At 38.5% G+C, this 24658-nt stretch carries 19 protein-coding genes; 16 read left to right on the top strand and 3 right to left on the bottom strand.

The genetic code is table 11. The features are described from left to right. Positions 1–42 precede the first annotated feature (42 nt). Entirely contained in the window at positions 43–603 is a 561-nt protein-coding gene (locus U9M49_RS11615) for a hypothetical protein (RefSeq protein ID WP_322909845.1), read from the top strand. An 81-nt stretch (positions 604–684) separates the two neighbouring features. On the opposite strand, the gene uvsE is transcribed toward U9M49_RS11615, so the two are convergent. After that, the gene (gene uvsE / locus U9M49_RS11610) at positions 685–1641 is read right to left on the bottom strand and encodes a UV DNA damage repair endonuclease UvsE (RefSeq protein WP_322909915.1); all 957 of its coding nucleotides are present in this window, start codon (positions 1639–1641) and stop codon (positions 685–687) included. A gap of 17 nt (positions 1642–1658) precedes the next feature. Then, complete coding sequence (gene cls / locus U9M49_RS11605; RefSeq protein WP_322909844.1) at positions 1659–2876, bottom strand: cardiolipin synthase; 1218 nt, start codon at positions 2874–2876, stop codon at positions 1659–1661. Between the two features lie 241 nt (positions 2877–3117). Between cls and U9M49_RS11600 the strand changes: the two genes are divergently transcribed. The 10 genes from U9M49_RS11600 (at position 3118) to U9M49_RS11555 (ending at position 17718) form a co-directional block, all read left to right on the top strand. Then, positions 3118–5226, top strand: coding sequence for a heterodisulfide reductase-related iron-sulfur binding cluster (locus tag U9M49_RS11600; RefSeq protein ID WP_307316578.1), 2109 nt, complete (start codon positions 3118–3120; stop codon positions 5224–5226). A 244-nt stretch (positions 5227–5470) separates the two neighbouring features. Beyond that, positions 5471–6658 carry an acetyl-CoA C-acetyltransferase gene (locus U9M49_RS11595; protein WP_307316581.1) on the top strand — a complete coding sequence of 396 codons (1188 nt, stop codon included), beginning with the start codon at positions 5471–5473 and terminating at the stop codon, positions 6656–6658. 21 nt (positions 6659–6679) lie between these two features. Next, the gene (locus U9M49_RS11590; protein WP_251162327.1) at positions 6680–7531 is read left to right on the top strand and encodes a 3-hydroxybutyryl-CoA dehydrogenase; all 852 of its coding nucleotides are present in this window, start codon (positions 6680–6682) and stop codon (positions 7529–7531) included. A gap of 95 nt (positions 7532–7626) precedes the next feature. Further along, positions 7627–8757, top strand: a complete 1131-nt coding sequence (locus tag U9M49_RS11585) for an acyl-CoA dehydrogenase (protein ID WP_095371556.1) — start codon at positions 7627–7629, stop codon at positions 8755–8757. Positions 8758–8780: 23 nt separating this feature from the next. Further along, positions 8781–9920, top strand: a complete 1140-nt coding sequence (locus U9M49_RS11580; RefSeq protein WP_095371557.1) for an acyl-CoA dehydrogenase — start codon at positions 8781–8783, stop codon at positions 9918–9920. Positions 9921–10070: 150 nt separating this feature from the next. Next, positions 10071–10700 carry a TetR/AcrR family transcriptional regulator gene (locus U9M49_RS11575; RefSeq protein ID WP_095371558.1) on the top strand — a complete coding sequence of 210 codons (630 nt, stop codon included), beginning with the start codon at positions 10071–10073 and terminating at the stop codon, positions 10698–10700. Positions 10701–10810: 110 nt separating this feature from the next. Further along, a complete protein-coding gene (gene icmF, locus U9M49_RS11570; RefSeq protein ID WP_095371559.1) occupies positions 10811–14074 on the top strand; it encodes a fused isobutyryl-CoA mutase/GTPase IcmF in 3264 nt (1087 codons plus the stop codon). Positions 14075–14705: 631 nt separating this feature from the next. Further along, positions 14706–15245, top strand: coding sequence for a DNA-directed RNA polymerase subunit delta (gene rpoE, locus U9M49_RS11565; protein WP_095371560.1), 540 nt, complete (start codon positions 14706–14708; stop codon positions 15243–15245). Between the two features lie 282 nt (positions 15246–15527). Beyond that, on the top strand, positions 15528–17129 hold the full coding sequence (locus U9M49_RS11560; RefSeq protein ID WP_095371561.1) for a CTP synthase: 1602 nt from the start codon (positions 15528–15530) through the stop codon (positions 17127–17129). A gap of 262 nt (positions 17130–17391) precedes the next feature. After that, a complete protein-coding gene (locus U9M49_RS11555; RefSeq protein ID WP_322909843.1) occupies positions 17392–17718 on the top strand; it encodes a hypothetical protein in 327 nt (108 codons plus the stop codon). 246 nt (positions 17719–17964) lie between these two features. Here U9M49_RS11555 and U9M49_RS11550 read toward each other — a convergent pair whose 3' ends face one another. Continuing rightward, positions 17965–18492, bottom strand: a complete 528-nt coding sequence (locus U9M49_RS11550; protein WP_307318189.1) for a DUF2529 domain-containing protein — start codon at positions 18490–18492, stop codon at positions 17965–17967. Between the two features lie 267 nt (positions 18493–18759). Here U9M49_RS11550 and U9M49_RS11545 point away from each other — a divergent pair, with 267 nt between their 5' ends. The 5 genes from U9M49_RS11545 to rho all read left to right on the top strand — a co-directional run bounded on the left by U9M49_RS11545 (position 18760) and on the right by rho (position 24591). Next, positions 18760–19128, top strand: a complete 369-nt coding sequence (locus tag U9M49_RS11545; protein ID WP_095371562.1) for a response regulator — start codon at positions 18760–18762, stop codon at positions 19126–19128. Between the two features lie 228 nt (positions 19129–19356). Beyond that, positions 19357–20214: a class II fructose-bisphosphate aldolase gene (locus U9M49_RS11540; protein WP_095371563.1), complete on the top strand. Its 858-nt coding sequence runs from the start codon at positions 19357–19359 to the stop codon at positions 20212–20214. Positions 20215–20672: 458 nt separating this feature from the next. Further along, a complete protein-coding gene (locus tag U9M49_RS11535; protein ID WP_095371564.1) occupies positions 20673–21959 on the top strand; it encodes a UDP-N-acetylglucosamine 1-carboxyvinyltransferase in 1287 nt (428 codons plus the stop codon). Positions 21960–22051: 92 nt separating this feature from the next. Next, positions 22052–23014 (top strand): class II fructose-bisphosphatase, encoded by a 963-nt coding sequence (gene glpX / locus U9M49_RS11530; protein WP_095371565.1) that lies wholly within the window; start codon positions 22052–22054, stop codon positions 23012–23014. Positions 23015–23322: 308 nt separating this feature from the next. Beyond that, positions 23323–24591 (top strand): transcription termination factor Rho, encoded by a 1269-nt coding sequence (gene rho, locus U9M49_RS11525; RefSeq protein WP_095371566.1) that lies wholly within the window; start codon positions 23323–23325, stop codon positions 24589–24591. Positions 24592–24658 lie beyond the last annotated feature (67 nt).

Genomic DNA, 24658 nt, shown 5'->3' with positions numbered 1-24658 from the left:
ATCCATGTTTACGCGTAAAAGACGAAGGGAGAAGGAGAAGAATTGCGTGAAAGTCGTGTTTGCCCGCAAAAGGCAAAGGGAGAAGGAGAAGAATTGCGCGTAATTCATGTTTACGCGCAAAAGACGAAGGGAGAAGGAGAAGAATTGCGCGTAATCCATGTTTACGCGCAAAAGACGAAGGGAGAAGGAGAAGAATTGCGTGAAAGTCGTGTTTGCGCGCAAAAGACGAAGGGAGAAGAAGAAGAATTGCGCGTAATCCATGTTTACGCGCAAAAGACGAAGGGAGAAGAAGAAGAATTGCACGTAAGTCGTGTTTGCGCGCAAAAGGTAAAGGGAGAAGGAGAAGAATTGCGCGAAAGTCATGTTTACGCGCAAAAGACGAAGGGAGAAGGAGGAGAATTGCGCGAAAGTCATGTTTACGCGCAAAAGACGAAGGGAGAAGGAGGAGAATTGCGTGAAAGTCGTGTTTGCGCGCAAAAGACGAAGGGAGAAGGAGAAGAATTGCGTGTAAGTTATGTCTCCGCAGTAAAAGACAGAAGAAAGGGGATTGGTGTTATTAAGTTTTACATGGCACTTCTAACATTACACATAGAAAGAACCTAAAGCAGATAAAAAGATCATTAGTCTACTTTAGGTTCTATTTATTTTTATAGGTATGAATCAGAGCATATATTGTCTTATCCACTACTTCCATTCAACCGTTCCGCCACCAACACGCTTGACTCCGCGAATGCTAGCGACATCTTCAACAAGTTGTAAACATGCTAAGTTCTTTGCTTTCGCTTCAATCATTAAATCCACATCTTGACCTACTTCGCGAATGGCCGTTAGCAGGGGTTGTACAAACTGGAAATCCACATAATCAGCATGCGACCGATAGGCTTTATCTGATTTAGGTGAAGACACATGGATTTTAGGTCGCAAACCCTTATGGCTCCATGTTTGAAATACGCGTGGTAATAATTCTCTTAAAGGAATGTCCACGAGATTAGCCATATGGTGATGATAATCAAAAATCATTGGCACCTTTTCCTCTTCACATACAGCAAGTGTTTCCTCGGCATTATAGGTTTTATCATCGTTTTCTAACGTCATTCTCGCTTTAATATGTGAGGGTAAAGTTTTAAGATTTTCCTCGAAACGTTTTAAGGATGTCATCTTATCACCATAAGCACCGCCTATATGTATATTGATAATAGCGGTCTGGCTTAAACCCATTGCTTCGAGCATGTCAAAATGATATTGCATGTCGATTACGGCATTTTCGGTTACTTCCTGTCTAGGAGAAGTAAATAAAGTAAACTGATTAGGGTGGAAGCTTACACGTAAATGATGGTCTTTAATCAATTTACCCAATTCATACCATTCATTCTTAAAGGGCGATTGGAAATCCCATTTCACATCGGGGTGAGTAGCAAGTGGCACTATCGAACTTGATAATCGGTATAATGGGATTTCATGAGCAATATTATAATGAAGCATTCGCTTTGTGTGAGCAAGATTAAGTGCAGTAATTTCCCTCAGTTTATCTAATCTTTCATGAGCATTTAATTGTTGATAGCGAGCGTAAGTAAGTGTTTTTGCAGGGGAGGCATCCCATAATGTAATCGCATGAGATACATACCCGAAACGAATTGAAATCAATAGTTATCGGCTCCTTATAAAAAGAGATCTACACATCGTGCTAATAATTCTTTCCCTTGTCTCTTCAGGTTGAAACCAGAAATATCTTGATATTGCAGTTTTTCTGCATTCGCTAAATCCTTATGAAATACTTCGCTTAGTTCTTTATGAAAATGAAGATCCTCACTATAACAATTTATTTCATCATTAAGAAAGAAGCTTCTTTTATCAAAATTAGCTGTTCCGACGACAGCAACTTCATCGACGATCATTGCTTTTGCATGATAGAAACCTTTTTTATACTCATACACTTCTGCTCCTGCCTTCAGTAATGGACGTAAGTAACGATGGGAAGCTTCTTTGACAAGAAAGTGGTCACTCGTATAGGGAATCATAATCGTTACTTTTACCCCTCTTGTTAATGCGGACAATAGATGCTGCATTACTTCTACATCGGGAATAAAATAGGGTGTACCAATTTCAATGAATTGTTCAGCATTTTCAATCAGTGCGATATATTCCTCTTTCAAGAATGCACCATCATTCACTTTAAACTGATGTTCTACACTGCCTTTTGTTATATCTTTTGGAAAATACTTTTCAGTTTTACTTATTAGTTGGTTGCTAGCATCTGCCCAATCTTGTAGGAAAACACTTTGTAAAGTATGTGCACCTTCTCCATTTACTTTTAAATGGTAGTCTCGCCATGGTGTAAGTTTACGGTCAAGGTTGATATACTCAGGGCCTACGTTAAATCCACCTAAATATCCTACTTTTCCATCAATTACAGAAATTTTCCTATGATTTCTTGCTTGTACGTTGTAGAATAGAAAGGGAAACGTAGGTGTATGGGCAAAGGCTAATTGAATACCATGAGAACGTAGCTCTTTTTTGAGTTTAAAATTCAGAATAATCGGTAAACTACCAGCCCAATCTAATAGCAGACGTACCTCTACACCTTCATTTGCTTTTTGTTTTAAGATAGTTAAAAATTCCTGTCCTATTCCTTCGTCTTTAACAATATAAAAGAGAATATGGATATGGTGTTTTGCTTTTTTTAATTCCGTAAAATAATCATCAAATAATGAAGGTCCGTCCGCAAAAAGGACAAAGTTAGCGAAAGCGGGGGAGGGGTTCATTCGGCTGACTGTTTTTAAATGTTTTTTACGACCAAGGGCATAATCGACCCATAGAAGAAAAATAAATACGATAGCAATCAGCAAGATGACCGCAACAGAAAGAAGGATTGTCAAGTTGATCATCTCCCAAAACAGTATGTTTAAATAGTATCTCCATAGAGACCTATTCTATTATCGCTTTTATTGCCTGAAGAAAAAAGGATAAAATAAATAAAAAGTAGTTGACTGAATGCTCATTCATTATATAATGGAACTAAGATTTAAATTCAGAAAATTTTAATACGATAAAATTTTCTTTTTACATTGAATAATCTTCTTATACACATGGATTAGTCGAGAAAGGAGTAGAACACACGTGAATGGATTATTATGGGTTAACCTTATTGCGACCGTTCTTGTAATCGCTTACGCACTTAGTTTGTTTGCTTATTTGCTCAAGACCAGATATGAGTACATTAAGCTTGGAAAGAAAACGGCATTTGACAATAATGTTAAAGAGCGTATGAACAAAATTTGGGTCAATGTATTTGGGCAAAAGAAGCTTTTAAAGGATAAAAAAAGTGGCGCTATCCACGTCATGTTCTTCTATGGCTTTATTTTAGTCCAGTTTGGTGCAATCGATTTTATTATCAAAGGAATTTCGCCTGGATCACATCTTCCATTAGGTCCGTTGTATCCAGGATTCACTTTTTTCCAAGAAATCGTCACTTTAATGATTTTGGTTGCCGTCATCTGGGCATTTCACAGAAGATATGTTGAAAAGCTTGTTCGTCTAAAAAGAGGTTTTAAATCAGGGATTGTTTTAATTTTTATTGGCGGCTTGATGTTATCTGTTTTATTAGGAAATGGCATGTCGATGATTTGGCACGGACATGATCCTGTATGGACGGAACCGGTCGCTTCGCTTTTCGCCATCGCCTTATCATGGATTGGTGAAACAGCTTCTATTGTAGTCTTTTATGTTTCTTGGTGGATTCACTTATTATTCCTACTCGCTTTCCTAGTCTATATTCCGCAATCGAAGCATGCTCATTTGATTGCAGGACCAGTAAATGTATATTTCAATAGATTAGATAACCCAGGAAAGTTAAAACCAATCGATTTCGAAGATGAATCACAAGAGACATTTGGTGTTGGACATATTGAAGAGTTTTCGCAATTACAAATGATCGACTTTTATGCTTGTGTTGAGTGTGGTCGTTGTACAAATATGTGTCCGGCGACTGGAACAGGTAAAATGCTTTCTCCGATGGATCTTATCATTAAGTTGCGTGACCATTTAACATTCCACGGGGCAGCGGTGACTAGAAAACAACCATGGGTACCGACATTTGCCTTTTCGAATACGAAGGGAAATCAAATTGCTTTAGCAGCTGGGGCAGAGGGTGCTGAAGAGGCGGCAGCGGGCCTCGCTTATAGTCCGAGTTTGATTGGGGAAGTCATTACAGAAGAAGAAATATGGGCATGTACAACTTGCCGTAATTGTGAAGACCAATGCCCAGTTATGAACGAACATGTAGATAAAATTATTGACCTACGCCGATATCTTGTTTTAACAGAAGGTAAAATGGATGCCGATGCACAACGTGCGATGACGAATATCGAACGTCAAGGAAATCCTTGGGGACTAAACAGGAAAGAGCGAGAAGATTGGAGAAGTCTTCGTGAAGATGTACATGTTCCTACAGTGAAAGAAATGAAGAAAGCAGATGAATCTTATGAGTATCTGTTCTGGGTAGGAGCAATGGGTTCTTATGATAACCGTAGCCAAAAGATTGCCCTTTCCTTTGCTCGTCTTTTGAATGAGGCAGGAGTTAAATTTGCTATCCTTGGCAATAAAGAAAAGAACTCAGGTGATACACCAAGACGTCTAGGGAATGAGTTCTTATTCCAAGAGTTAGCAACAAAGAATATCGAAGAGTTTGAGAAAAATGAAGTGAAGAAAATCGTAACAATCGATCCACATGCTTATAATATCTTTAAAAATGAATATCCAGACTTTGGGCTTAAAGCCGAGGTATACCACCATACGGAAGTATTAGCGAAATTGGTGAAGGACGGTGTGTTAAAACCACAATATGCCGTTGAAGAAACGATTACCTTCCATGATTCTTGTTATCTAGGGCGCTATAACGAAGTATATGATCCACCTCGTGAAATTTTAAAATCGATTTCAGGTGTGAAACTAATTGAAATGGAGAGAAATCGCGAAAAAGGAATGTGCTGCGGTGCTGGTGGTGGATTAATGTGGATGGAAGAAGAAACAGGTAATCGTGTCAATGTTTCACGTACAGAACAAGCATTAGCGGTCAATCCAACGGTTATTAGTTCAGGGTGTCCATATTGCTTAACGATGTTATCAGATGGAACAAAAGCAAAAGAAGTAGAAGAAAATGTACAAACATATGATGTAGCTGAGCTTTTAGAAAAAGCTGTTATCGGTGAACAAACACTCGCTTCATAGAAATAAGGAGAGAGGAATTGAAACGTATAAAAATTCAGTAAAAATAAATTTTATGAATTTTTAGGATATTGTTTTAATTCTTCTCTTTTTTCGTGTAAAATAAAGTAAATAAAGCGCTTTCATGATATTTGTAGAAATTTTACTTTTTTCTATGGACATCCTTTGAGCGAGCGTTCAGTCAATAGCCTCTTTAGTTAAAAGAAAATTTAGTGAATAAGAGATAAATAGGAATGGAGTGAAAGTTTTGAGTAAAACAGTCATTGTTGCAGGTGCGAGAACACCTTTTGGTAAGTTTGCTGGTGGGTTAAGCTCTTTCACCGCTTCAGATTTAGGTGGAATCGTTGTTAAAGAAGCTCTAAAACGAGCGAATGTTGCTGGGCAAGATGTAGGCGAAGTAATTTTAGGCTCAGTCTTACAAGGAGGACAAGGACAGCTCCCGTCAAGGCAAGCAGCGCGAAAAGCTGACTTACCTTGGGAAGTGAAAACGGAAACAATCAATAAGGTATGTGCTTCAGGAATGAGGAGTGTGACCTTAGCAGATCAAATTTTAAGACTAGGTGAAGAAGAGATCATTGTTGCCGGTGGAATGGAATCGATGAGTAATGCTCCTTATCTTCTGCCAAAGGCTAGATGGGGATTAAGAATGGGCGATGGCAAAGTGCAGGATTTAATGACATATGATGGTTTAACTTGCAGCTTTTCTGGTGTGCATATGGGCACTTATGGGAATGAAACAGCAGAAGCATTCAACATTAGTAGAGAAGAACAAGATAGATGGGCATTGAGAAGTCATCAGCGAGCAGCAGAAGCAATTAAATCAGGTAAATTAGCTGAAGAAATTGTGCCAGTTGAAGTACCGCAAAGAAAAGGTGAGAGCATCGTCGTTTCAGAAGATGAAGCGCCTAGGAAAGATACATCCTTAGAAAAGTTAGCTAAACTAGGTTCCGCGTTTGGTCCAGGTGGAAGTATTACTGCAGGGAATGCTCCTGGTGTAAATGACGGTGCGGCTGCCCTTGTACTGATGAGTGCAGAAAAGGCAGAGCGTGAAGGAAAAGAGATAGGGGCAGTAATTCTCGGTCATACAGCAATTGCGGTAGAAGCAAAGGACTTTCCGCAAACACCTGGCTTAGTCATTAATGAGTTATTAAAAAAGACAGGTAAAAGCTTAGATGATATTGATTTATTTGAAATAAACGAAGCCTTTGCAGCAGTTGCCTTAACAAGTGGAAGAATTGCTAATTTAGATGAAGAGAAGGTAAATGTGAATGGCGGTGCGGTTGCCCTCGGTCACCCGATTGGCGCAAGTGGTGCAAGGATTATTTTAACACTCATGCATGAATTAAAGCGTAGAGGTGGCGGTATTGGCATTGCTGCTATTTGTTCAGGTGGAGGTCAGGGTGACGCAGTAATGATAGAAGTGGCCAAACAATAAATTCCTGGAGGGGATAAATAAATGAGTATCAATACAGTAATGGTTATCGGTGCAGGACAAATGGGTTCAGGGATCGCGCAAGTTTGTGCGCAAGCGGGATTTAGTGTTTATTTAAATGATTTAAAGCAGGAGTTTTTAGACCGTGGATTAAGTGTGATTAAAAAGAATTTAACTAGACAAGTAGATAAGGGCAGAATGCAAGCAGAAGAAATGGAAAAAGTTCTTGCTAATCTGATTCCCTCTACTTCATTAGAAGATGCAAAACAGGTTGATTTAGTGATAGAAGCAGCTGTTGAAAATATGGAAGTGAAGACAAAGATATTTAACCAACTAGATGAAATTACGCCAGCACATACGATATTAGCATCAAATACATCTTCTTTACCGATTACTGAAATTGCCGCAGCGACTAAACGTCCCGATAAAGTGATTGGTATGCATTTTATGAACCCTGTACCAGTCATGAAATTAGTCGAAATTATACGTGGTTTAGCAACAACAGACGAAGTGTATCAAGCCATTGAGGACATGACGAAACAATTAAACAAGGTGCCAGTAGAAGTGGAGGACTTTCCAGGTTTTGTTTCTAACCGCATTCTCATGCCGATGATTAATGAGGCTGTCTATACATTATATGAGGGAGTTGCAACGAAAGAAGCAATCGATGACGTTATGAAACTGGGTATGAACCATCCGATGGGACCGTTGACTTTAGCAGATTTCATCGGTTTAGATACGTGTCTCTATATTATGGAAATTTTACACGAAGGCTTCGGTGATGATAAGTATCGTCCATGTCCTTTATTAAGAAAGTATGTAAAGGCTGGATGGCTAGGTAAGAAAACTGGTAAAGGTTTTTACGAATACGCTTAATGATTAAGTAAGTTAAATAATTAGTCGAAGTGGATAAAAATCTTTTTTGAACCTTGCTAAGACACATACAATTGACGACATCGGGGGTTAAGTATATGCATTTAAAGTTTACTGAAGAGCAAGAGATGATGAGAAAAATGGTGAGGGATTTTGCTCAAGCCGAGATAGCTCCATATGTGGATAGGATGGAAGCTGGCGAGTTTCCAAGGGAAGTCTTGAGGAAAATGGGAGAGCTTGGATTAATGGGGATTCCCATTCCAGAAAAATACGGTGGCTCTGAAATGGATTTTATGTCCTATATCATTGCTATTAATGAAATCTCTAAAGTAAGTGCAACAATTGGTGTGATTTTATCTGTCCATACATCTGTAGGTACGAATCCAATTGTTTATTTTGGTACAGAAACACAAAAACAAAAGTATGTTCCCAAGTTAGCTAGTGGAGAATATTTGGGTGCGTTTTGCTTGACTGAACCAAGTGCAGGTTCTGATGCAGGAAGCTTAAAGTCAAAAGCGGTAAAAAAAGGAGATCAATATATTATCAATGGCTCCAAAGTATTTATTACAAACGGTGGAGAAGCGGATGTCTATATTGTCTTTGCTTCCACAAACACAGCATTAGGAACAAAAGGAATATCGGCTTTTATTGTTGACAAGGATACCCCTGGACTAGTCATCGGAAAAGATGAACATAAAATGGGACTTCATGGTTCAAGAACTTTACAGCTTAGCTTTGAAGATATGGAGGTACCTTCGGAAAACCTTTTAGGTGAAGAAGGTGAAGGCTTTAAGATTGCCATGTCTAATTTAGATGTGGGGAGGATTGGCATTGCTGCCCAAGCCCTGGGGATTTCTGAAGCTGCCCTTGAGGCATCCACTCGTTATGCTAAAGAAAGAGTCCAATTTGGTAAGCCGATTGCAGCCCAGCAAGGTATTGGCTTTAAGTTAGCGGATATGGCAACGGCAGTTGAAGGAGCAAGACTACTAATCTATCGTGCTGCTCATATGAGACAAAACGGTCAAAAATGTGGGAAAGAAGCATCAATGGCTAAATTATTCGCTTCTAAAACAGCTGTTGAAGTCACAACGGATGCGATTCAAGTATTTGGTGGCTATGGCTATACAGAAGATTATCCAGTAGAAAGATATTTCCGTGATGCAAAAATAACGGAAATATACGAAGGTACAAGTGAAATTCAAAAGCTAGTAATCAGTAAACAACTTTAACAACTTATCTTGGAGGAGTAATCATGAATTTTCAATTAAGTGAAGAACATGAAATGATTAGAAAAATGGTAAGAGATTTTGCTGAAAACGAAGTGGCGCCGACCGCTGCTAGTCGTGATGAAGAGGAACGCTTTGATCGCAATATATTTAATAAAATGGCTGAACTAGGTTTAACAGGTATTCCTTGGCCAGAGGAATACGGTGGTATTGGGAGTGATTATTTAGCATACTGTATAGCGGTGGAAGAACTGTCACGTGTATGTGCATCTACCGGTGTAACTTTATCTGCACATACATCCCTAGCCGGATGGCCAATTTATAAATTTGGTTCAGAGGAACAAAAACAAAAATATTTAAAGCCGATGGCACAAGGTGAAAAAATAGGTGCTTATGGTCTAACGGAACCAGGTAGCGGATCTGATGCTGGCGGTATGAAAACAACGGCGAGATTAGAGGGCAGTCATTACATTCTTAATGGCTCAAAAATTTTCATCACAAATGGTGGTGAAGCAGAAATCTATGTTGTATTTGCTTTAACTGATCCTTCAAATAAACATAAAGGAACAACGGCCTTTATAGTCGAGTCTAATTATGAAGGATTCTCTGTCGGTAAAAAAGAGAAAAAGTTAGGTATTCGTTCTTCTCCTACAACTGAAATCATTTTCGAAGAGTGTAAAGTACCAGTTGAAAATGTGCTCGGCGAAGTCGGTGAGGGCTTTAAGATTGCGATGATGACGTTAGATGGTGGTCGTAATGGTATTGCTGCACAAGCTGTCGGAATTGCTCAAGGTGCGTTAGATGCGGCAACTGCTTATGCAAAAGAGCGTGTTCAATTTGGAAAACCGATTGCGGCCCAGCAAGGAATTGGTTTTAAATTAGCAGATATGGCAACAAGTGTAGAAGCAGCTAGACTATTGACCTATCAAGCAGCTTGGTTGGAATCTGCCGGACTGCCTTATGGAAAAGAATCAGCTATGTCTAAACTTTTTGCTGGCGATGCGGCGATGAAGGTGACAACGGATGCTGTGCAAGTATTTGGTGGCTATGGTTATACAAAGGATTATCCTGTCGAGCGTTACATGAGAGACGCAAAGATTACACAAATTTATGAGGGTACTCAAGAAATTCAAAGATTAGTCATTTCAAGAATGGTTACGAAATAACAAATAAAGAAATGGGGCGCCGATTATGTTTAGGTACGCAATTAGATCGTTGCCCCGCATTAAATGATTCTTCTCATAGATCCATTAAGTAAAGAGAGGTTTATACAGTCATCAACATGGATGGAGGGTATAAAAGGACGGTAGATAATCATGTCAAAGAGAGAAGTACAGGCCTCTGTCAAAGATGAAAAGCTTGTAAAAAAAAGAAGAGATCAAATGATCAAAGGCGCGGTGAACCTATTCATCGAAAAGGGGTTCCACCGAACGACGACAAGAGAGATTGCGAAAGCTTCTGGATTTAGTATTGGTACATTATATGAATATATCGGAACAAAAGAAGACGTACTATATCTTGTCTGTGACAGTATTTATGATAAGGTTCGAGAGCATCTACAAAAGGGGCTAGACACAAAAAAGGGAACGATTGATAGCCTGAGACAAGGGATAGCAGATTATTTCCGAGTCGTTGATGGTATGCAGGATGAAGTGCTAGTGATGTATCAGGAAGTAAAGTCTTTATCGAAAGACGCGTTACCTTATGTTTTAGAAAAAGAAATTGAAATGGTGGCAATGTTTGAGAAAGTAATCGTTCTTTGCATAGAAAATGGAGAGCTTTCATTACCTGAGACAAAGGTCAAAATGATCGCTCATAATATTTTTGTCCAAGGACAAATGTGGGCGTTTAGGCGTTGGTCATTACAAAGAATGTTTACGATTGAGGAATATATTGAACTACAAACAGATTTACTTTTTCAAGCAATTCATGCAGAGAAACGATAATAGATTAACTGTAAAAATAACTGAAAATAAAATATTTTCACAACTAAGATTACCTTCACCGAAAGAAAGAACAGTGATGATTAATGCTGGATGAAGAGGAGGATTTATCCATGAGTACGATAGAGGTTTATAAACCAAAGAATCATGTCCGATTTGTAACAGCTTCAAGTTTATTTGATGGTCATGATGCATCTATTAATATCATGAGGCGTATTATTCAAGCGAGCGGGGCAGAGGTCATTCATCTTGGGCATAATCGGTCAGTTGAAGAAGTAGTGAATGCTGCCATACAAGAGGATGTCCAAGGAATTGCCATGTCTTCCTATCAAGGAGGTCATGTTGAATATTTCAAGTACATGTATGACCTCTTACAAGAAAAGGGAGCACCTCACATTCGCATCTATGGTGGCGGTGGAGGCGTTATTATTCCACGTGAAATTAGAGAATTGCACGAATATGGCATAGCAAGAATTTTTTCACCTGAAGACGGCAGAAAGAATGGCTTGCAAGGAATGATCAATGAAATGCTAGAAGAATGTGATTTTCCTACGTTTACTCAACAAGATGATAACCTAGTTAAGAAGCTTCCAGAAGGCAATGTGAACTCGATAGCAAGGTTAATTACAATCGCCGAACATCACATTAGTTTAGAGAAAGAACTTGCGGCCAGTCTGGATCCCGTAATGGATAAAGTGAAGAAACTAGAGAAACAAGTCCCAGTCGTTGGTATCACTGGAACAGGGGGAGCGGGTAAAAGTTCATTAACGGATGAACTAATTAGAAGGTTTATCCATGATATCCCTGATAAGAAAGTAGCTATTCTTTCAGTTGATCCGACAAAACAAAAAACAGGTGGGGCATTACTCGGAGATCGGATAAGAATGAATGCGATTTTTCATCCGAGAGTCTATATGCGAAGCCTGGCAACAAGAAAAGCGAGAAGTGAATTGTCACTGGCTATTAAGGATGCGATTTCAGTAGTAAAAGCTGCTGGTTTTGATTTAGTCATTGTCGAAACAAGTGGTATCGGTCAAGGGGATGCAGGTATTACGGATATTTGTGATGTCTCTATGTATGTGATGACTAGTGAATTTGGCGCTCCTTCACAGTTAGAAAAGATTGATATGATTGATTATGCTGATTTAATTGTTATCAATAAATTTGAACGTAAAGGGTCGGAAGATGCGAAAAGACAAGTGCAAAAGCAATATCAGCGCAGTCACATGCTATTTGAAAAAGAACTTGATGACATGCCTGTCTTCGGTACGATTGCCAGTCAATTTAATGACCCGGGCACGAATGCCGTATTTGCTAATCTTGTTGAAATCATAAATAAACAAGCGGGTTTAAATTGGGTAACCACTTATGAGAAAACGGCTGATGTAGAAAAACAAAATGTCATCATTCCGAATGATCAACGTTACTATTTAAGAGAAGTTTCTGATACGGTACGCACCTATCATAAAAAAGCCGAAGAACAAGCGGATTTAGCAAGAAAGCTTTTTCAGCTAGAGGGTGCAATGACCATGTTATCTGAAGAAAAAGATACAAGTGCGCACAGTGCCCTGCAAATGTTAAAAGATAAGACATATGAACAATTAACAATTGAATCTAAGAAGATATTAGAAGGTTGGGAGCAGTTAAGAGAGCAATACAAAGGTGATAAGTTTGTCACAAAAATAAGAGATAAAGAGATAGTAACTATTCTGCGGACGAAGAGCTTATCTGGCTTAGAGATCCCGAAAGTGGCTCTACCGAGTTATAAAGATTACGGGGAAATTATCAAGTGGGTTTATAAAGAAAATGTACCAGGCTCTTTCCCTTATACAGCTGGTGTTTTCCCTTTTAAACGAGAAGGAGAAGATCCGAAGAGACAATTTGCAGGTGAAGGTACACCTGAAAGAACCAACCGTCGTTTTCATTATTTATCTAAAGATGACGATGCGAAGCGATTAAGTACAGCTTTTGATTCAGTTACTTTATATGGAGAAGACCCGGACTATCGCCCAGATATATATGGAAAAGTAGGAGAGAGTGGCGTTAGTATTTGTACACTTGATGATATGAGGAAGCTCTATGCGGGCTTTGATCTTTGTCACCCAACGACTTCTGTCTCTATGACAATAAATGGTCCGGCCCCTATCATCCTAGCGATGTTTATGAACACAGCCATTTCTCAGCAAGTTGAAAAGAAAGAAAAAGAATTAGGTAGGAATCTCACAGTAGAAGAGTTTGCAGAAGTCAGAGCTTTCACTTTACAAACTGTACGCGGAACCGTTCAGGCTGATATTTTAAAAGAAGACCAAGGCCAGAATACTTGCATATTCTCCACTGAGTTTGCCTTAAGAATGATGGGAGATATTCAACAATATTTTATTGATCAAAAGGTTCGAAATTATTATTCTGTTTCCATTTCAGGCTATCATATTGCCGAGGCGGGAGCGAACCCTATCTCTCAATTGGCGTTTACCTTAGCCAACGGTTTTACTTATGTGGAATATTATTTAAGCAGAGGGATGAATATCAATGACTTTGCGCCAAACCTTTCATTTTTCTTCTCGAACGGTTTAGACCCAGAATACACTGTTCTCGGTCGAGTCGCGAGACGTATATGGGCGACGGTTATGCGCGACAAATATGGTGCAAATGAGAGAAGTCAAAAATTAAAATACCACATTCAAACGTCTGGTCGTTCTTTACATGCACAAGAAATAGACTTTAATGATATTCGTACAACGCTGCAAGCATTAATGGCACTCCAAGATAATTGTAATTCTCTTCATACTAATGCATATGACGAGGCGATTACAACACCGACAGAAGAATCAGTTAGGCGAGCGATGGCTATCCAAATGATAATTACTAAGGAACATGGATTGTCTAAAAATGAAAATCCTTTACAAGGTGCATTCATTATTGATGAATTAACAGATTTAGTCGAAGAGCAAGTATTGGTTGAATTTGAGCGAATGAATGATCGCGGTGGCGTACTAGGTGCGATGGAGACACAATATCAACGCGGTAAAATTCAAGATGAATCGATGTATTATGAAATGAAAAAACATACAGGAGAGCTGCCGATTATTGGTGTCAATACGTATATCAATCCAAATCCACCAGCAGATGATGCAGTTGACAGTATGGAGATTGCCAGGGCATCTAAAGAAGAAAAAGAAACACAAATACGTAATCTGCAACTTTTCCAAGAAAGAAATCAAGCAGTTGCTCAAGAAGCACTGCAACGATTAAAAGAGGTTGCAGTAAGCGGTGGGAATATTTTTGACGAACTAATGGAAACGGTTAACGTAGCAAGTTTAGGACAGATAACAAATGCATTATATGAAGTGGGCGGACAATACAGACGGAATATGTAAATTGTCATAATTGAATAATAACCCGGACCATCTAAAAATGTTAAAAGGTGAGTTCGGGTTTTTAAACGTCTAGAGAGGATATTTTATTCATTGACTTTTCCGGAATGAATAAATTGGGTACAATGGAGTAAAGTGATCGTATTCAACAAAATTTCTTGAGTAAATAAGATATACAATTGCTAACCATCATCATATAATAGTATCGGTATGGATTTTGTTTTTTAAGGTGGGTGCGAGTGTGAAGCAAATTATGATTGTTTTTGCATTCATAGTGTTTATCATATGTGCACGATATCTTTATTCAATACAACTAGGGGCCATCCCCTTCTTTTTGTTGTCTGTCTTTTTTACTCTTTTAGCAATAAGATTGTATCAAAAGGAGAGACAACTCGAAGGTCAATGTAAAAAGTAGGAAAACTTATCGTTAAAGGTAGCATAAACACTAATAATTTGTTTATAATGAAGAATATGCGTTTTTTTCTTTTAAGAAGGCACCGCTGCTTGTAACCTAGAGATTGGACGAGTATGTTTAGGTTGTCTTTTTTATTTTTAGCGTTATACTATTAGGCACGAAATATTTGATTACATGTTGCTAATACATAGCTTGATATAGGGAAAGGAAGTGCTGGTCTTGAGTTTAAAAGGATACTCAAAAGAGCAATTAAAAGAAATGGCATTAATTGAAGTGGCTCATGAATTATTAAATGAAAGAAAAGAGCCTTTGGCGTTTGCTGACATTGTGAGTGAATTAAAAAACCTTTTGGATCTTAGTGAAAAAGAATTCCAAGAGAAGATTGCCCAGTTCTATACAGATTTAAATATCGAAGGGCATTTCATTGGTCTTGGAGACAATCGTTGGGGACTGCGTGCATGGTACCCTGTAGAACAGTATGAAGAGGAAGTTGTTACAGTTATTAAGCCGAAGAAGAAAAAGGCGAAAAAATCTGTAATAGATGAGGAAGAGGAAGATTTTGAAGAAGAAGACATCGATTACGATGATTTAGAGGATTACGATGATCTAGATGAAGACGATGATGTGGATGATCTTCTTGATGATGAAGACGATGACGATGAAGATATCGAAGAAGATTTCGATGAAGACGATGATCTCATCGATGATTTAGAAGATGATGATTTAGATGAAGATGAAGACGATGAGGACAGAAAATAATAGCCTTGACTTTTTTCTTGTAGCCTTGTAGAATCATTTTTGGGCTCCTTTAAAAAGGAACGATCATAAATTGATACGCTAAAAGCGCTCCCTTACTTAATTAAAGTAAGCGGGGCGCTTTTTATTTTTTTGAGTAAGGCTTGATAGTTGAGCATGTGCTGCTTCTACCAAGTTTTTCAAATAAAAGGTCGTGCATGGGACAATTTTTTATGAAAGATAAGATTCATCTTTTTAAACAAAGGATAAATGCACAAGCTATGAATAGTTAAGGGGGAATCATTCATGACAAAATATATTTTTGTTACAGGCGGCGTTGTTTCGTCATTAGGTAAAGGAATCGTTGCAGCATCTTTAGGACGTTTGTTAAAAAATAGAGGGCTTAGCGTAACGATACAAAAGTTTGACCCGTATATCAATGTGGACCCAGGTACAATGAGTCCTTATCAACACGGTGAAGTTTATGTAACAGGAGATGGCGCAGAAACGGATTTAGACTTAGGTCACTATGAGCGTTTCGTAGACATAAACTTAACTAAATACAGCAGTGTAACAACTGGGAAGATCTACTCAACGGTTCTACGTAAAGAGCGTCGTGGAGATTATAACGGAGGAACGGTTCAAGTAATCCCTCATGTTACAAATGAAATTAAAGATAAAGTTTTCCGTGCGGGACATGAAACGAATGCAGATGTCGTTATTACTGAAATCGGTGGAACTGTCGGTGATATCGAATCATTACCATTCCTAGAGGCGATTCGCCAAATTAAGAGTGATATCGGCCGAGATAATGTTATGTATATTCATTGTACATTGGTGCCGTATATTAAAGCGGCTGGAGAAATGAAAACAAAGCCTACACAACACAGTGTAAAAGAATTAAGAAGCTTAGGTATTCAACCAAATGTTGTCGTTGTCCGTACAGAAATGCCTATCTCTCAAGAAATGAAAGACAAGCTTGCACTCTTCTGTGATATTGATAAAGAAGCAGTTATTGAATGTAGAGACGCTGAAACACTTTACACTATTCCATTAGCTTTACAAGAACAAGGCTTAGATAAACGTGTATGCAAAGAGATGAAATTAGATTGTGCAGAAGCAGATATGACTGAGTGGAAACAACTTGTAGACAAAGTGCTTCACTTAACGAAGAAAACAAAAATTGCACTTGTAGGGAAATACGTTGCTCTTCAAGATGCTTATATTTCTGTTGTTGAAGCATTAAAACATGCAGGTTATGCACATGATGCAGATATTGATGTAAAATGGATCAATGCAGAGCATGTCACTAAAGAAAATGTTGCTGAACTTTTAGGGGATGTTGACGGTGTTCTTGTACCAGGTGGATTTGGGGATCGTGGGATTGAAGGAAAAATCCTAGCAACACAATATGCCCGTGAAAACAATAAACCATTCTTAGGCATTTGTCTGGGTATGCAACTGGCTACTGTTGAATTTGCTCGTAACGTTCTTGGATTAGATGGTGCACACTCAGCGGAAATCAATCCTGAAACGAACCACCCAATCATTGACCTTTTACCTGAACAAAAAGATGTTGAAGATTTAGGTGGTACACTACGTTTAGGCTTACAAGCATGTAAACTAGAAGAAGGTACAGCTGCTTATGAAGCATACCAAGATGAAGTCGTTTACGAACGTCATCGTCACCGTTATGAATTTAATAATCACTACCGTCAAGAAATGGAAGAAAAGGGTCTTGTCTTCTCTGGTACAAGCCCAGATGGTCGACTAGTAGAAATCATTGAATTGAAAGATCACCCATGGTTCGTGGCATCTCAATTCCATCCAGAATTCACATCTAGACCAACACGTCCACAACCACTTTTCCGTGACTTTGTCGGTGCTACAATCAATATCAATGAATAAATTGTTATAAGGAGGAGATTTCCGGATCTCTTCCTTTTTTTGTGTAAAATCAAGAATTCAAAAGGGTACAAAAATAAAATTTGGTATTTTTATTACAATCAATCTTCATAAAGCTAGCTTCTGTAAGTGGTATGACGTTACTCAGAAGGAAAAACCAAAGGTGAGCGCTTCGCAAAAGGGGTTTGCAAGTCACTCAGAGAGAAAACCAAAGGTGAGCGCTTCGTAAAAGGGGTTTGCAAGCCACTCAGAGAGAAAACCAAAGGTGAGCGCTTCGCAAAAGGGGTTTGCAAGCCACTCAGAGAGAAAACCAAAGGTGAGCGCTTCGCAAAAGGAGTTTGCAAGTCACTCAGAGAGAAAACCAAAGGTGAGCGCTTCGCAAAAGGGGTTTGCAAGTCACTCAGAGAGAAAACCAAAGGTGAGCGCTTCGCAAAAGGGGTTTGCAAGTCACTCGGAGAGAAAACCAAAGGTGAGCGCTTCGCAAAAGGGATTTGCAAGTCACTCAGAAGGAACACTAAAGGTGAGCGCTTTACAAAAGAGGCCCGCATGTCGTTCAGAAAGAGAAAGAAACATGTATCAGTGCATATCGTAAATTTGTCACTGAAAAATGTATGAACGAAACAAAAAATTTCACAGTAAATAATTTAGAATCGCTTCACACTTGCAAAGAAAAGTAATATTGGTTTAAAGAGACAATGAAACAAACACTAATCATTTATTTCAAAGCCGTTGTGTAGTTAAGAATATATGCGCCCGAGAAATGAGCCCTTCTATAACATATAAAAAAAGCAAGGAACCCCGTCAAAATGGAATCCCTTGCCTCATATAAATACACATATTAATAATCTGCTAATATCTCGTCTAACGTAAATTTAATTCCATGATAGATAAATAATGCTCCTATCGCAGATGGATAACCAACTCGTTCCCCGCTTTCATTTGGAACAAGTCCTTGCTTCAGTTGTAAGTCGAAATGTACATCGGAATAGGAGGCTAATTGCTCCGTGTTATCAGATGGAAGGGCACTTATTGTTGCAAAAGGTATGAATTGATTACTCAAATGTTGTGCTAATAGGAGTGCTTCCTTGTCATCACTCTCTCTGGTGATAATGAGAAAACGGTCACTAGCTGAGATATCATCAAATGATGCAGAAGAATCCCAGACTTTTGCGTTTGCCAGTGCGTCTACTCCCTCAGTTGCTTCGATACCGACAGCTTGCATCTCCTGTTTTCCGTAAATATATATATGGCCCTCACCGACACTCGCTTGAGCTAAAATTCGAGCAGCATCTTCTATTGATTCTTCATGATTGTCTTGCCATTTTTTAAATAAACCGAATAATTGTGTAGAAAAAATCTTTAACATTAATAATTCCTCCTGTACTTCTCCCAATATTATCATTATATTGAAATAAGACGAAATCACAAAATAATCAGGCTGCTCACTTTGGTTTTTTGGTGCTACAGTAATTGATTGATACACAACGAAAAGAGAACCATCAACTTGTCGAAATATAGCAATTAACGGCGATGACTCATTCTAGTTATTTTCCTAACAAATGCAGGAAAAAAACACTTAGAGTCGAATTTAAAAACATTAAGTATTCTTGATTAAACGAGAATGGGGTGTATTATGAAAGGGAAAATATTGATTGTCGATGATCAGTTTGGTATAAGGATTCTATTAAATGAAGTTTTACAGAAGGAGGGCTATGAAACGTACCAAGCAGCAAACGGAATTCAAGCCCTTGATATTGTAGCGAAGCATGACCCAGACTTAGTATTATTAGATATGAAAATCCCAGGTATGGATGGGATTGAAATTCTAAAGAGAATGAGAGAAGGGCATCATGATATAAGAGTCATCATTATGACTGCTTATGGAGAATTAGATATGATTCAAGAGGCAAAAGATTTAGGTGCTTTAACACATTTTGCTAAACCATTCGACATAGATGACATTCGGGCGGCAGTTAAGAAATATTTACCAGTACCTAAATAAGGTTATACAATTATGCCTTTTTTAATTAATAGTACATCTTATTTATGAAAAGTTATAACCTAATCATAGATTTTCTCTGCACATTTTGGTATGATACAAATGGAATTTATATGTTCATTTCATTTTTTCCGTTTGATGGAGAGCTATTAGGGTACATAAACATGTAGCTGGAAGGAAATCCTTTAAAAGGAATGACTGAAGTGAATAAGACAAGGAGGATTTTTACATATGCCTTTAGTTTCTATGACTGAAATGTTGAAAAAAGCAAATGCAGAGGGCTATGCAGTTGGTCAATTCAACTTAAATAATTTAGAGTTTACACAAGCAATTTTACAAGCAGCTGAGGAAGAAAAATCACCTGTAATTCTTGGTGTTTCTGAGGGTGCAGGTCGTTATATGGGTGGATTCAAAACGGTTGTTAAAATGGTAGAAGGTCTAATGGAAGACTATAATATTACTGTTCCAGTGGCCATTCATCTTGATCATGGTTCAAGTTATGATAAATGTAAAGAAGCAATCGATGCAGGATTTACTTCTGTTATGATTGATGCTTCTCATGATCCATTTGAGCAAAATATCGAAATTACTTCTAAAGTAGTAGAATATGCGCATTCAAAAGGAGTATCTGTTGAGGCTGAGCTTGGCACTGTTGGTGGACAAGAAGATGACGTTGTTGCAGATGGCGTTATTTATGCAGATGCAAAAGAATGTGAAGAATTAGTTCAGAGAACAGGGATTGACTGCTTAGCGCCTGCTCTTGGGTCTGTTCATGGACCATACAAAGGTGAGCCTAACTTAGGGTTTACAGAAATGGAAGAAATTCGTGGCTTAACAGGTGTACCACTTGTATTGCATGGTGGGACAGGTATCCCAACGAAAGATATTCAAAGAGCAATTTCTCTAGGAACAGCAAAGATTAACGTAAATACAGAGAACCAAATTGCATCTGCGAAAAAAGTACGTGAAGTCCTTGCGGCAGATGAAAAAATGTACGATCCACGTAAATATTTAGGGCCTGCTCGTGAAGCAATTAAAGCAACAGTAATTGGGAAAATGCGCGAGTTTGGTTCTGCTAACAAGGCATAAAATAGAAAAGAAGCCGTTGTTCATTCAACGGTTTCTTAAGCTTATTTAAAGCAACTTCTCAATTCAATCCCTCTTGACTCTCGGAAAACTCATTAGTCAACAATTTCCATCGGTGAATGAATCCATGATGCAAATGTTTCCTTAAAAATTTACATATTCATAACAATTCGAAACAACAACTACATTTCCAATTGTTATGGTGTAAAATAGGAGAAGGAAGATGCATCTAAATGCCTATCATATGTGAGCTTTTTAAAAATTGTTAGACATGTTAACATAAAGATGCTTATTTTTTCAATAGATAGACAACAATGGTAATGTAGATTACACCTGTGTTTTTTAAAAATGCGGGTTTGTTTTATGACTGATAGAGCAAAAGATTCCACATAGGACAAGCTTATTCTTATAGAGCATCCTCTATAAAGGGGTTGCGTTAACGGCTTAGAAGGGAGTTCAAAATGGAAAAGCTTATGATTGCAGGCGGGTACCCATTAAAAGGAACAGTGAGAATTAGCGGCGCGAAGAATAGTGCAGTTGCCTTAATACCGGCAACAATACTAGCAGATTCGCCTGTAACAATAGAAGGTTTACCAGATATTTCGGATGTGCAAATCTTAAAAGGTTTACTAGAGGAAATCGGTGGTGAAGTAACATTCGCTGATGGAGATATGCAGGTTGATCCTTCTGCAATGATCTCCATGCCTATGCCTAATGGCAAGGTGAAAAAGCTTCGTGCTTCTTATTATTTAATGGGGGCCATGCTTGGACGATTTAATAAAGCAGTCATTGGACTTCCGGGTGGTTGTCATTTAGGACCGAGACCGATTGATCAGCATATTAAGGGTTTTGAGGCACTCGGCGCAAGTGTAACAAATGAACAAGGCGCGATTTATTTACGTGCAGATGAACTAAGAGGTGCACGTATTTATTTAGATGTCGTCAGTGTTGGTGCAACCATTAATATTATGCTCGCTGCTGTAAAGGCAAAGGGTCGTACGGTTATAGAAAATGCGGCTAAAGAACCTGAAATTATTGATGTTGCTACATTGCTGAATAATATGGGTGCAAAAATAAAAGGCGCAGGTACTGATGTCATCCGTATTGACGGTGTAGATCAGCTCCATGGATGCCAACATACAATTATTCCTGATCGTATTGAAGCAGGGACTTATATGGTGCTTGCTGCAGCTTCTGGAGAGGGCGTTTTAATTGATAATGTTATTCCCCATCATCTTGAATCATTAACGGCAAAGCTAAGAGAAATGGGTGTACAAATTGAAGCGGGTGATGATCAAATTTTTGTCGGTCCCGCTGAAAAAATGAAGGCAGTAGATATTAAGACACTTGTATATCCTGGTTTTCCAACCGATCTTCAGCAACCATTAACGGCATTGTTAACGAATGCAGAAGGAACAAGCATGGTAACTGATACGATATATGGGGCTAGATTTAAGCATATTGATGAATTGAGAAGAATGAACGCCAATATTAAAGTAGAAGGTCGTTCGGCTATTATTAACGGCCCTATGAAGTTACAAGGTGCCAAAGTAAAGGCAAGTGATTTACGTGCTGGAGCGGCGCTAGTCATCGCAGGCCTTATGGCTGAAGGTGTAACAGAGGTTACAGGCGTTGATCACATTGATAGAGGTTATAGTCATTTAGTTGAAAAACTCAATGGTTTAGGGGCAACGATTTGGAGAGAAAAGCTAACTGATCAAGAAATTGAACAAATGAATAATGCTTAATGATGAATTGACAATGTTAAAAATGTACATCTAGATTCCGCATCGATTTCAGTACATACTGAGACGAAGTGAATATTGGGGAGGAAGTAAAAATGGAAAGAAGTTTATCAATGGAGTTGGTTCGTGTTACAGAAGGTGCAGCACTAGCATCTGCTCGTTGGATGGGCCGTGGATTAAAAGATGAAGCTGATGGTGCAGCAACTGAAGCAATGAGAGATATCTTTAATACAGTTCCTATGCAGGGCAGAGTAGTGATTGGTGAAGGTGAAATGGATGAAGCACCAATGCTATATATTGGCGAAGAGCTTGGAACAGGTTCTGGCCCTCAAGTTGATATTGCAGTCGATCCTGTAGAAGGTACAAGTATTGTTGCCTCTGGTGGTTGGAATGCGCTTGCGGTTCTGGCAGTGGCAGATAGAGGTAACTTACTATATGCACCAGATATGTATATGGATAAAATTGCAGTTGGACCTGAGGCGGTTGGGCAAATCGATATCAATGCTCCAGTGATTGATAACTTGAGAGCTGTTGCGAAAGCAAAAAACAAAGATATTGAGGACGTTGTTGCAACTGTACTTAATCGTGATCGCCACCAACATATTATAGAGCAATTGCGTGACGCTGGCGCTAGAATTAAGCTAATTAATGAAGGTGATGTAGCAGGAGCCATTAATACGGCATTCGATCATACAGGCGTAGATATTTTATTTGGAGCAGGTGGTGCCCCTGAAGGTGTTGTTGCAGCTGTAGCATTGAAATGTCTTGGTGGTGAATTGCAAGGTAAACTGCTTCCCCAAAACGATGCGGAACTAGAAAGATGTATTAAAATGGGATTAGATGTTAACAAAGTATTATTGATGGAAGACCTAGTTAAAGGCGATGACGCAATCTTTGCTGCGACAGGTATTACGGATGGAGAACTTTTGAAAGGCGTTCAATTTAAAGGATCTTACGGTTCGACGTCTTCTGTCGTTATGCGTGCTAAATCGGGCACAGTAAGGTTTATTGATGGTCGTCATAGCTTGAAGAAAAAACCTAATCTTGTAATTAAATAATTGATGATAGACCTAAGAAGTGCATCCTTGCATTTCTTAGGTTAAATTAAAATAGAAAGAATCCTTCCAAATATCCTACTATAAAATGTAGTTGCCTAACATAGAGGTTAGGGGTAAAATAAAAGATATTTTCAAAGGAAGACCAATCATTCCTCTATTACAAAGTAGAGTTGATTAAATCAAACTCTTCGTTTACTTCAGGAAGCCTCAAACATACTTTCCTTTCCAACCATATTCGAATGTATAATGAATCTTATTTCTTTAGCATATGGGGGAAATAATCGAAAAATCTAAAGAGTGGTGTAGAAATGGGACTAAATATTTCAAGTCTAGAGAATATGAAATTGAAAGAACTTTATGAACATGCAAGAGAATATAAAGTTTCTTATTATAGTAAATTATCAAAGAAAGAACTTATTTTTGCGATATTAAAAGCGAGAGCGGAACAAGAAGGATACTTCTTTATGGAAGGTGTTCTAGAAATCATTCAATCAGAAGGTTTCGGTTTCTTAAGACCGATTAACTATTCGCCTAGTTCAGAGGATATTTATATCTCTGCATCGCAAATTCGTCGCTTTGATTTAAGAAATGGTGACAAAGTTTCTGGTAAAGTTCGTCCGCCGAAGGAAAATGAACGTTATTTTGGTTTGTTACAAGTGGAAGCGGTTAACGGAGATGATCCAGAGACATCAAAGGAACGTGTTCATTTCCCAGGTTTAACGCCTCTATATCCTGATCGTCATATGAATTTAGAGACAAAAACAAGACATATTTCAACTAGAATTATGGACTTAATTTCACCAGTTGGTTTTGGACAACGTGGCTTAATCGTCGCTCCTCCAAAAGCAGGAAAAACGATGTTGTTAAAAGAAATTGCCAACAGTATTACAACGAATCATCCTGAAGCAGAGCTTATCGTATTACTTATTGATGAAAGACCGGAAGAAGTAACCGATATTGAACGCTCTGTTGCTGGTGATGTTGTTAGTTCAACATTTGACGAAGTGCCGGAAAATCATATTAAAGTGGCCGAGCTCGTATTAGAGAGAGCGATGCGTCTAGTTGAGCATAAGCGCGATGTTGTCATCTTAATGGATAGTATTACACGTTTAGCTAGAGCTTATAACTTGGTCATTCCTCCAAGTGGTCGTACGTTATCAGGCGGTATTGACCCAGCCGCATTCCACCGTCCGAAAAGGTTTTTCGGTGCCGCAAGAAATATTGAGGAAGGCGGAAGCTTAACCATCTTAGCTACTGCTCTGGTTGATACGGGATCACGTATGGATGATGTGATTTATGAAGAGTTTAAAGGAACGGGGAATATGGAATTACATCTTGATCGTTCGCTTGCGGAAAGAAGAATTTTCCCTGCAATTGATATTAGACGATCTGGTACACGTAAGGAAGAATTGTTGATTCCTAAGGATCATCTTGATAAACTATGGGCAATCCGTAAATCAATGACTGATTCTCCTGATTTTGCGGAAAAACTCATGAGAAAATTAAAGCAAACGAAATCAAATGAGGATTTCTTTGCCTTATTGAGTGAAGAGATGAAAGCAAAACGCTCTCATTAGGTTTGGAATCAAATGGTAAAGCTGATTCGTAATCGATGATTGCAAATTAAGCTCGACCTTGTTATAA

It is taken from the genome of Cytobacillus sp. OWB-43 (assembly GCF_034651445.1).
In the GTDB taxonomy this organism is placed as follows: Bacteria; Bacillota; Bacilli; order Bacillales; family Cytobacillaceae; genus Cytobacillus; species Cytobacillus kochii.
The sequence above is the reverse complement of the archived record's forward strand: the minus strand, read 5'-3'. Positions and strand labels throughout refer to the sequence as shown.

What these genes read in the sequence shown, in the direction of transcription:
- U9M49_RS11585 (WP_095371556.1), top strand. Translation starts at nt 7,627, where the DNA reads ATGCATTTAAAGTTTACTGAAGAGCAAGAGATGATGAGAAAAATGGTG.
- U9M49_RS11560 (WP_095371561.1), top strand. Translation starts at nt 15,528, where the DNA reads ATGACAAAATATATTTTTGTTACAGGCGGCGTTGTTTCGTCATTAGGT.
- U9M49_RS11535 (WP_095371564.1), top strand. Translation starts at nt 20,673, where the DNA reads ATGGAAAAGCTTATGATTGCAGGCGGGTACCCATTAAAAGGAACAGTG.
- icmF (WP_095371559.1), top strand. Translation starts at nt 10,811, where the DNA reads ATGAGTACGATAGAGGTTTATAAACCAAAGAATCATGTCCGATTTGTA.
- rho (WP_095371566.1), top strand. Translation starts at nt 23,323, where the DNA reads ATGGGACTAAATATTTCAAGTCTAGAGAATATGAAATTGAAAGAACTT.
- U9M49_RS11575 (WP_095371558.1), top strand. Translation starts at nt 10,071, where the DNA reads ATGTCAAAGAGAGAAGTACAGGCCTCTGTCAAAGATGAAAAGCTTGTA.
- U9M49_RS11545 (WP_095371562.1), top strand. Translation starts at nt 18,760, where the DNA reads ATGAAAGGGAAAATATTGATTGTCGATGATCAGTTTGGTATAAGGATT.
- glpX (WP_095371565.1), top strand. Translation starts at nt 22,052, where the DNA reads ATGGAAAGAAGTTTATCAATGGAGTTGGTTCGTGTTACAGAAGGTGCA.
- U9M49_RS11540 (WP_095371563.1), top strand. Translation starts at nt 19,357, where the DNA reads ATGCCTTTAGTTTCTATGACTGAAATGTTGAAAAAAGCAAATGCAGAG.
- U9M49_RS11580 (WP_095371557.1), top strand. Translation starts at nt 8,781, where the DNA reads ATGAATTTTCAATTAAGTGAAGAACATGAAATGATTAGAAAAATGGTA.
- U9M49_RS11590 (WP_251162327.1), top strand. Translation starts at nt 6,680, where the DNA reads ATGAGTATCAATACAGTAATGGTTATCGGTGCAGGACAAATGGGTTCA.
- U9M49_RS11550 (WP_307318189.1), bottom strand. Translation starts at nt 18,492, where the DNA reads ATGTTAAAGATTTTTTCTACACAATTATTCGGTTTATTTAAAAAATGG.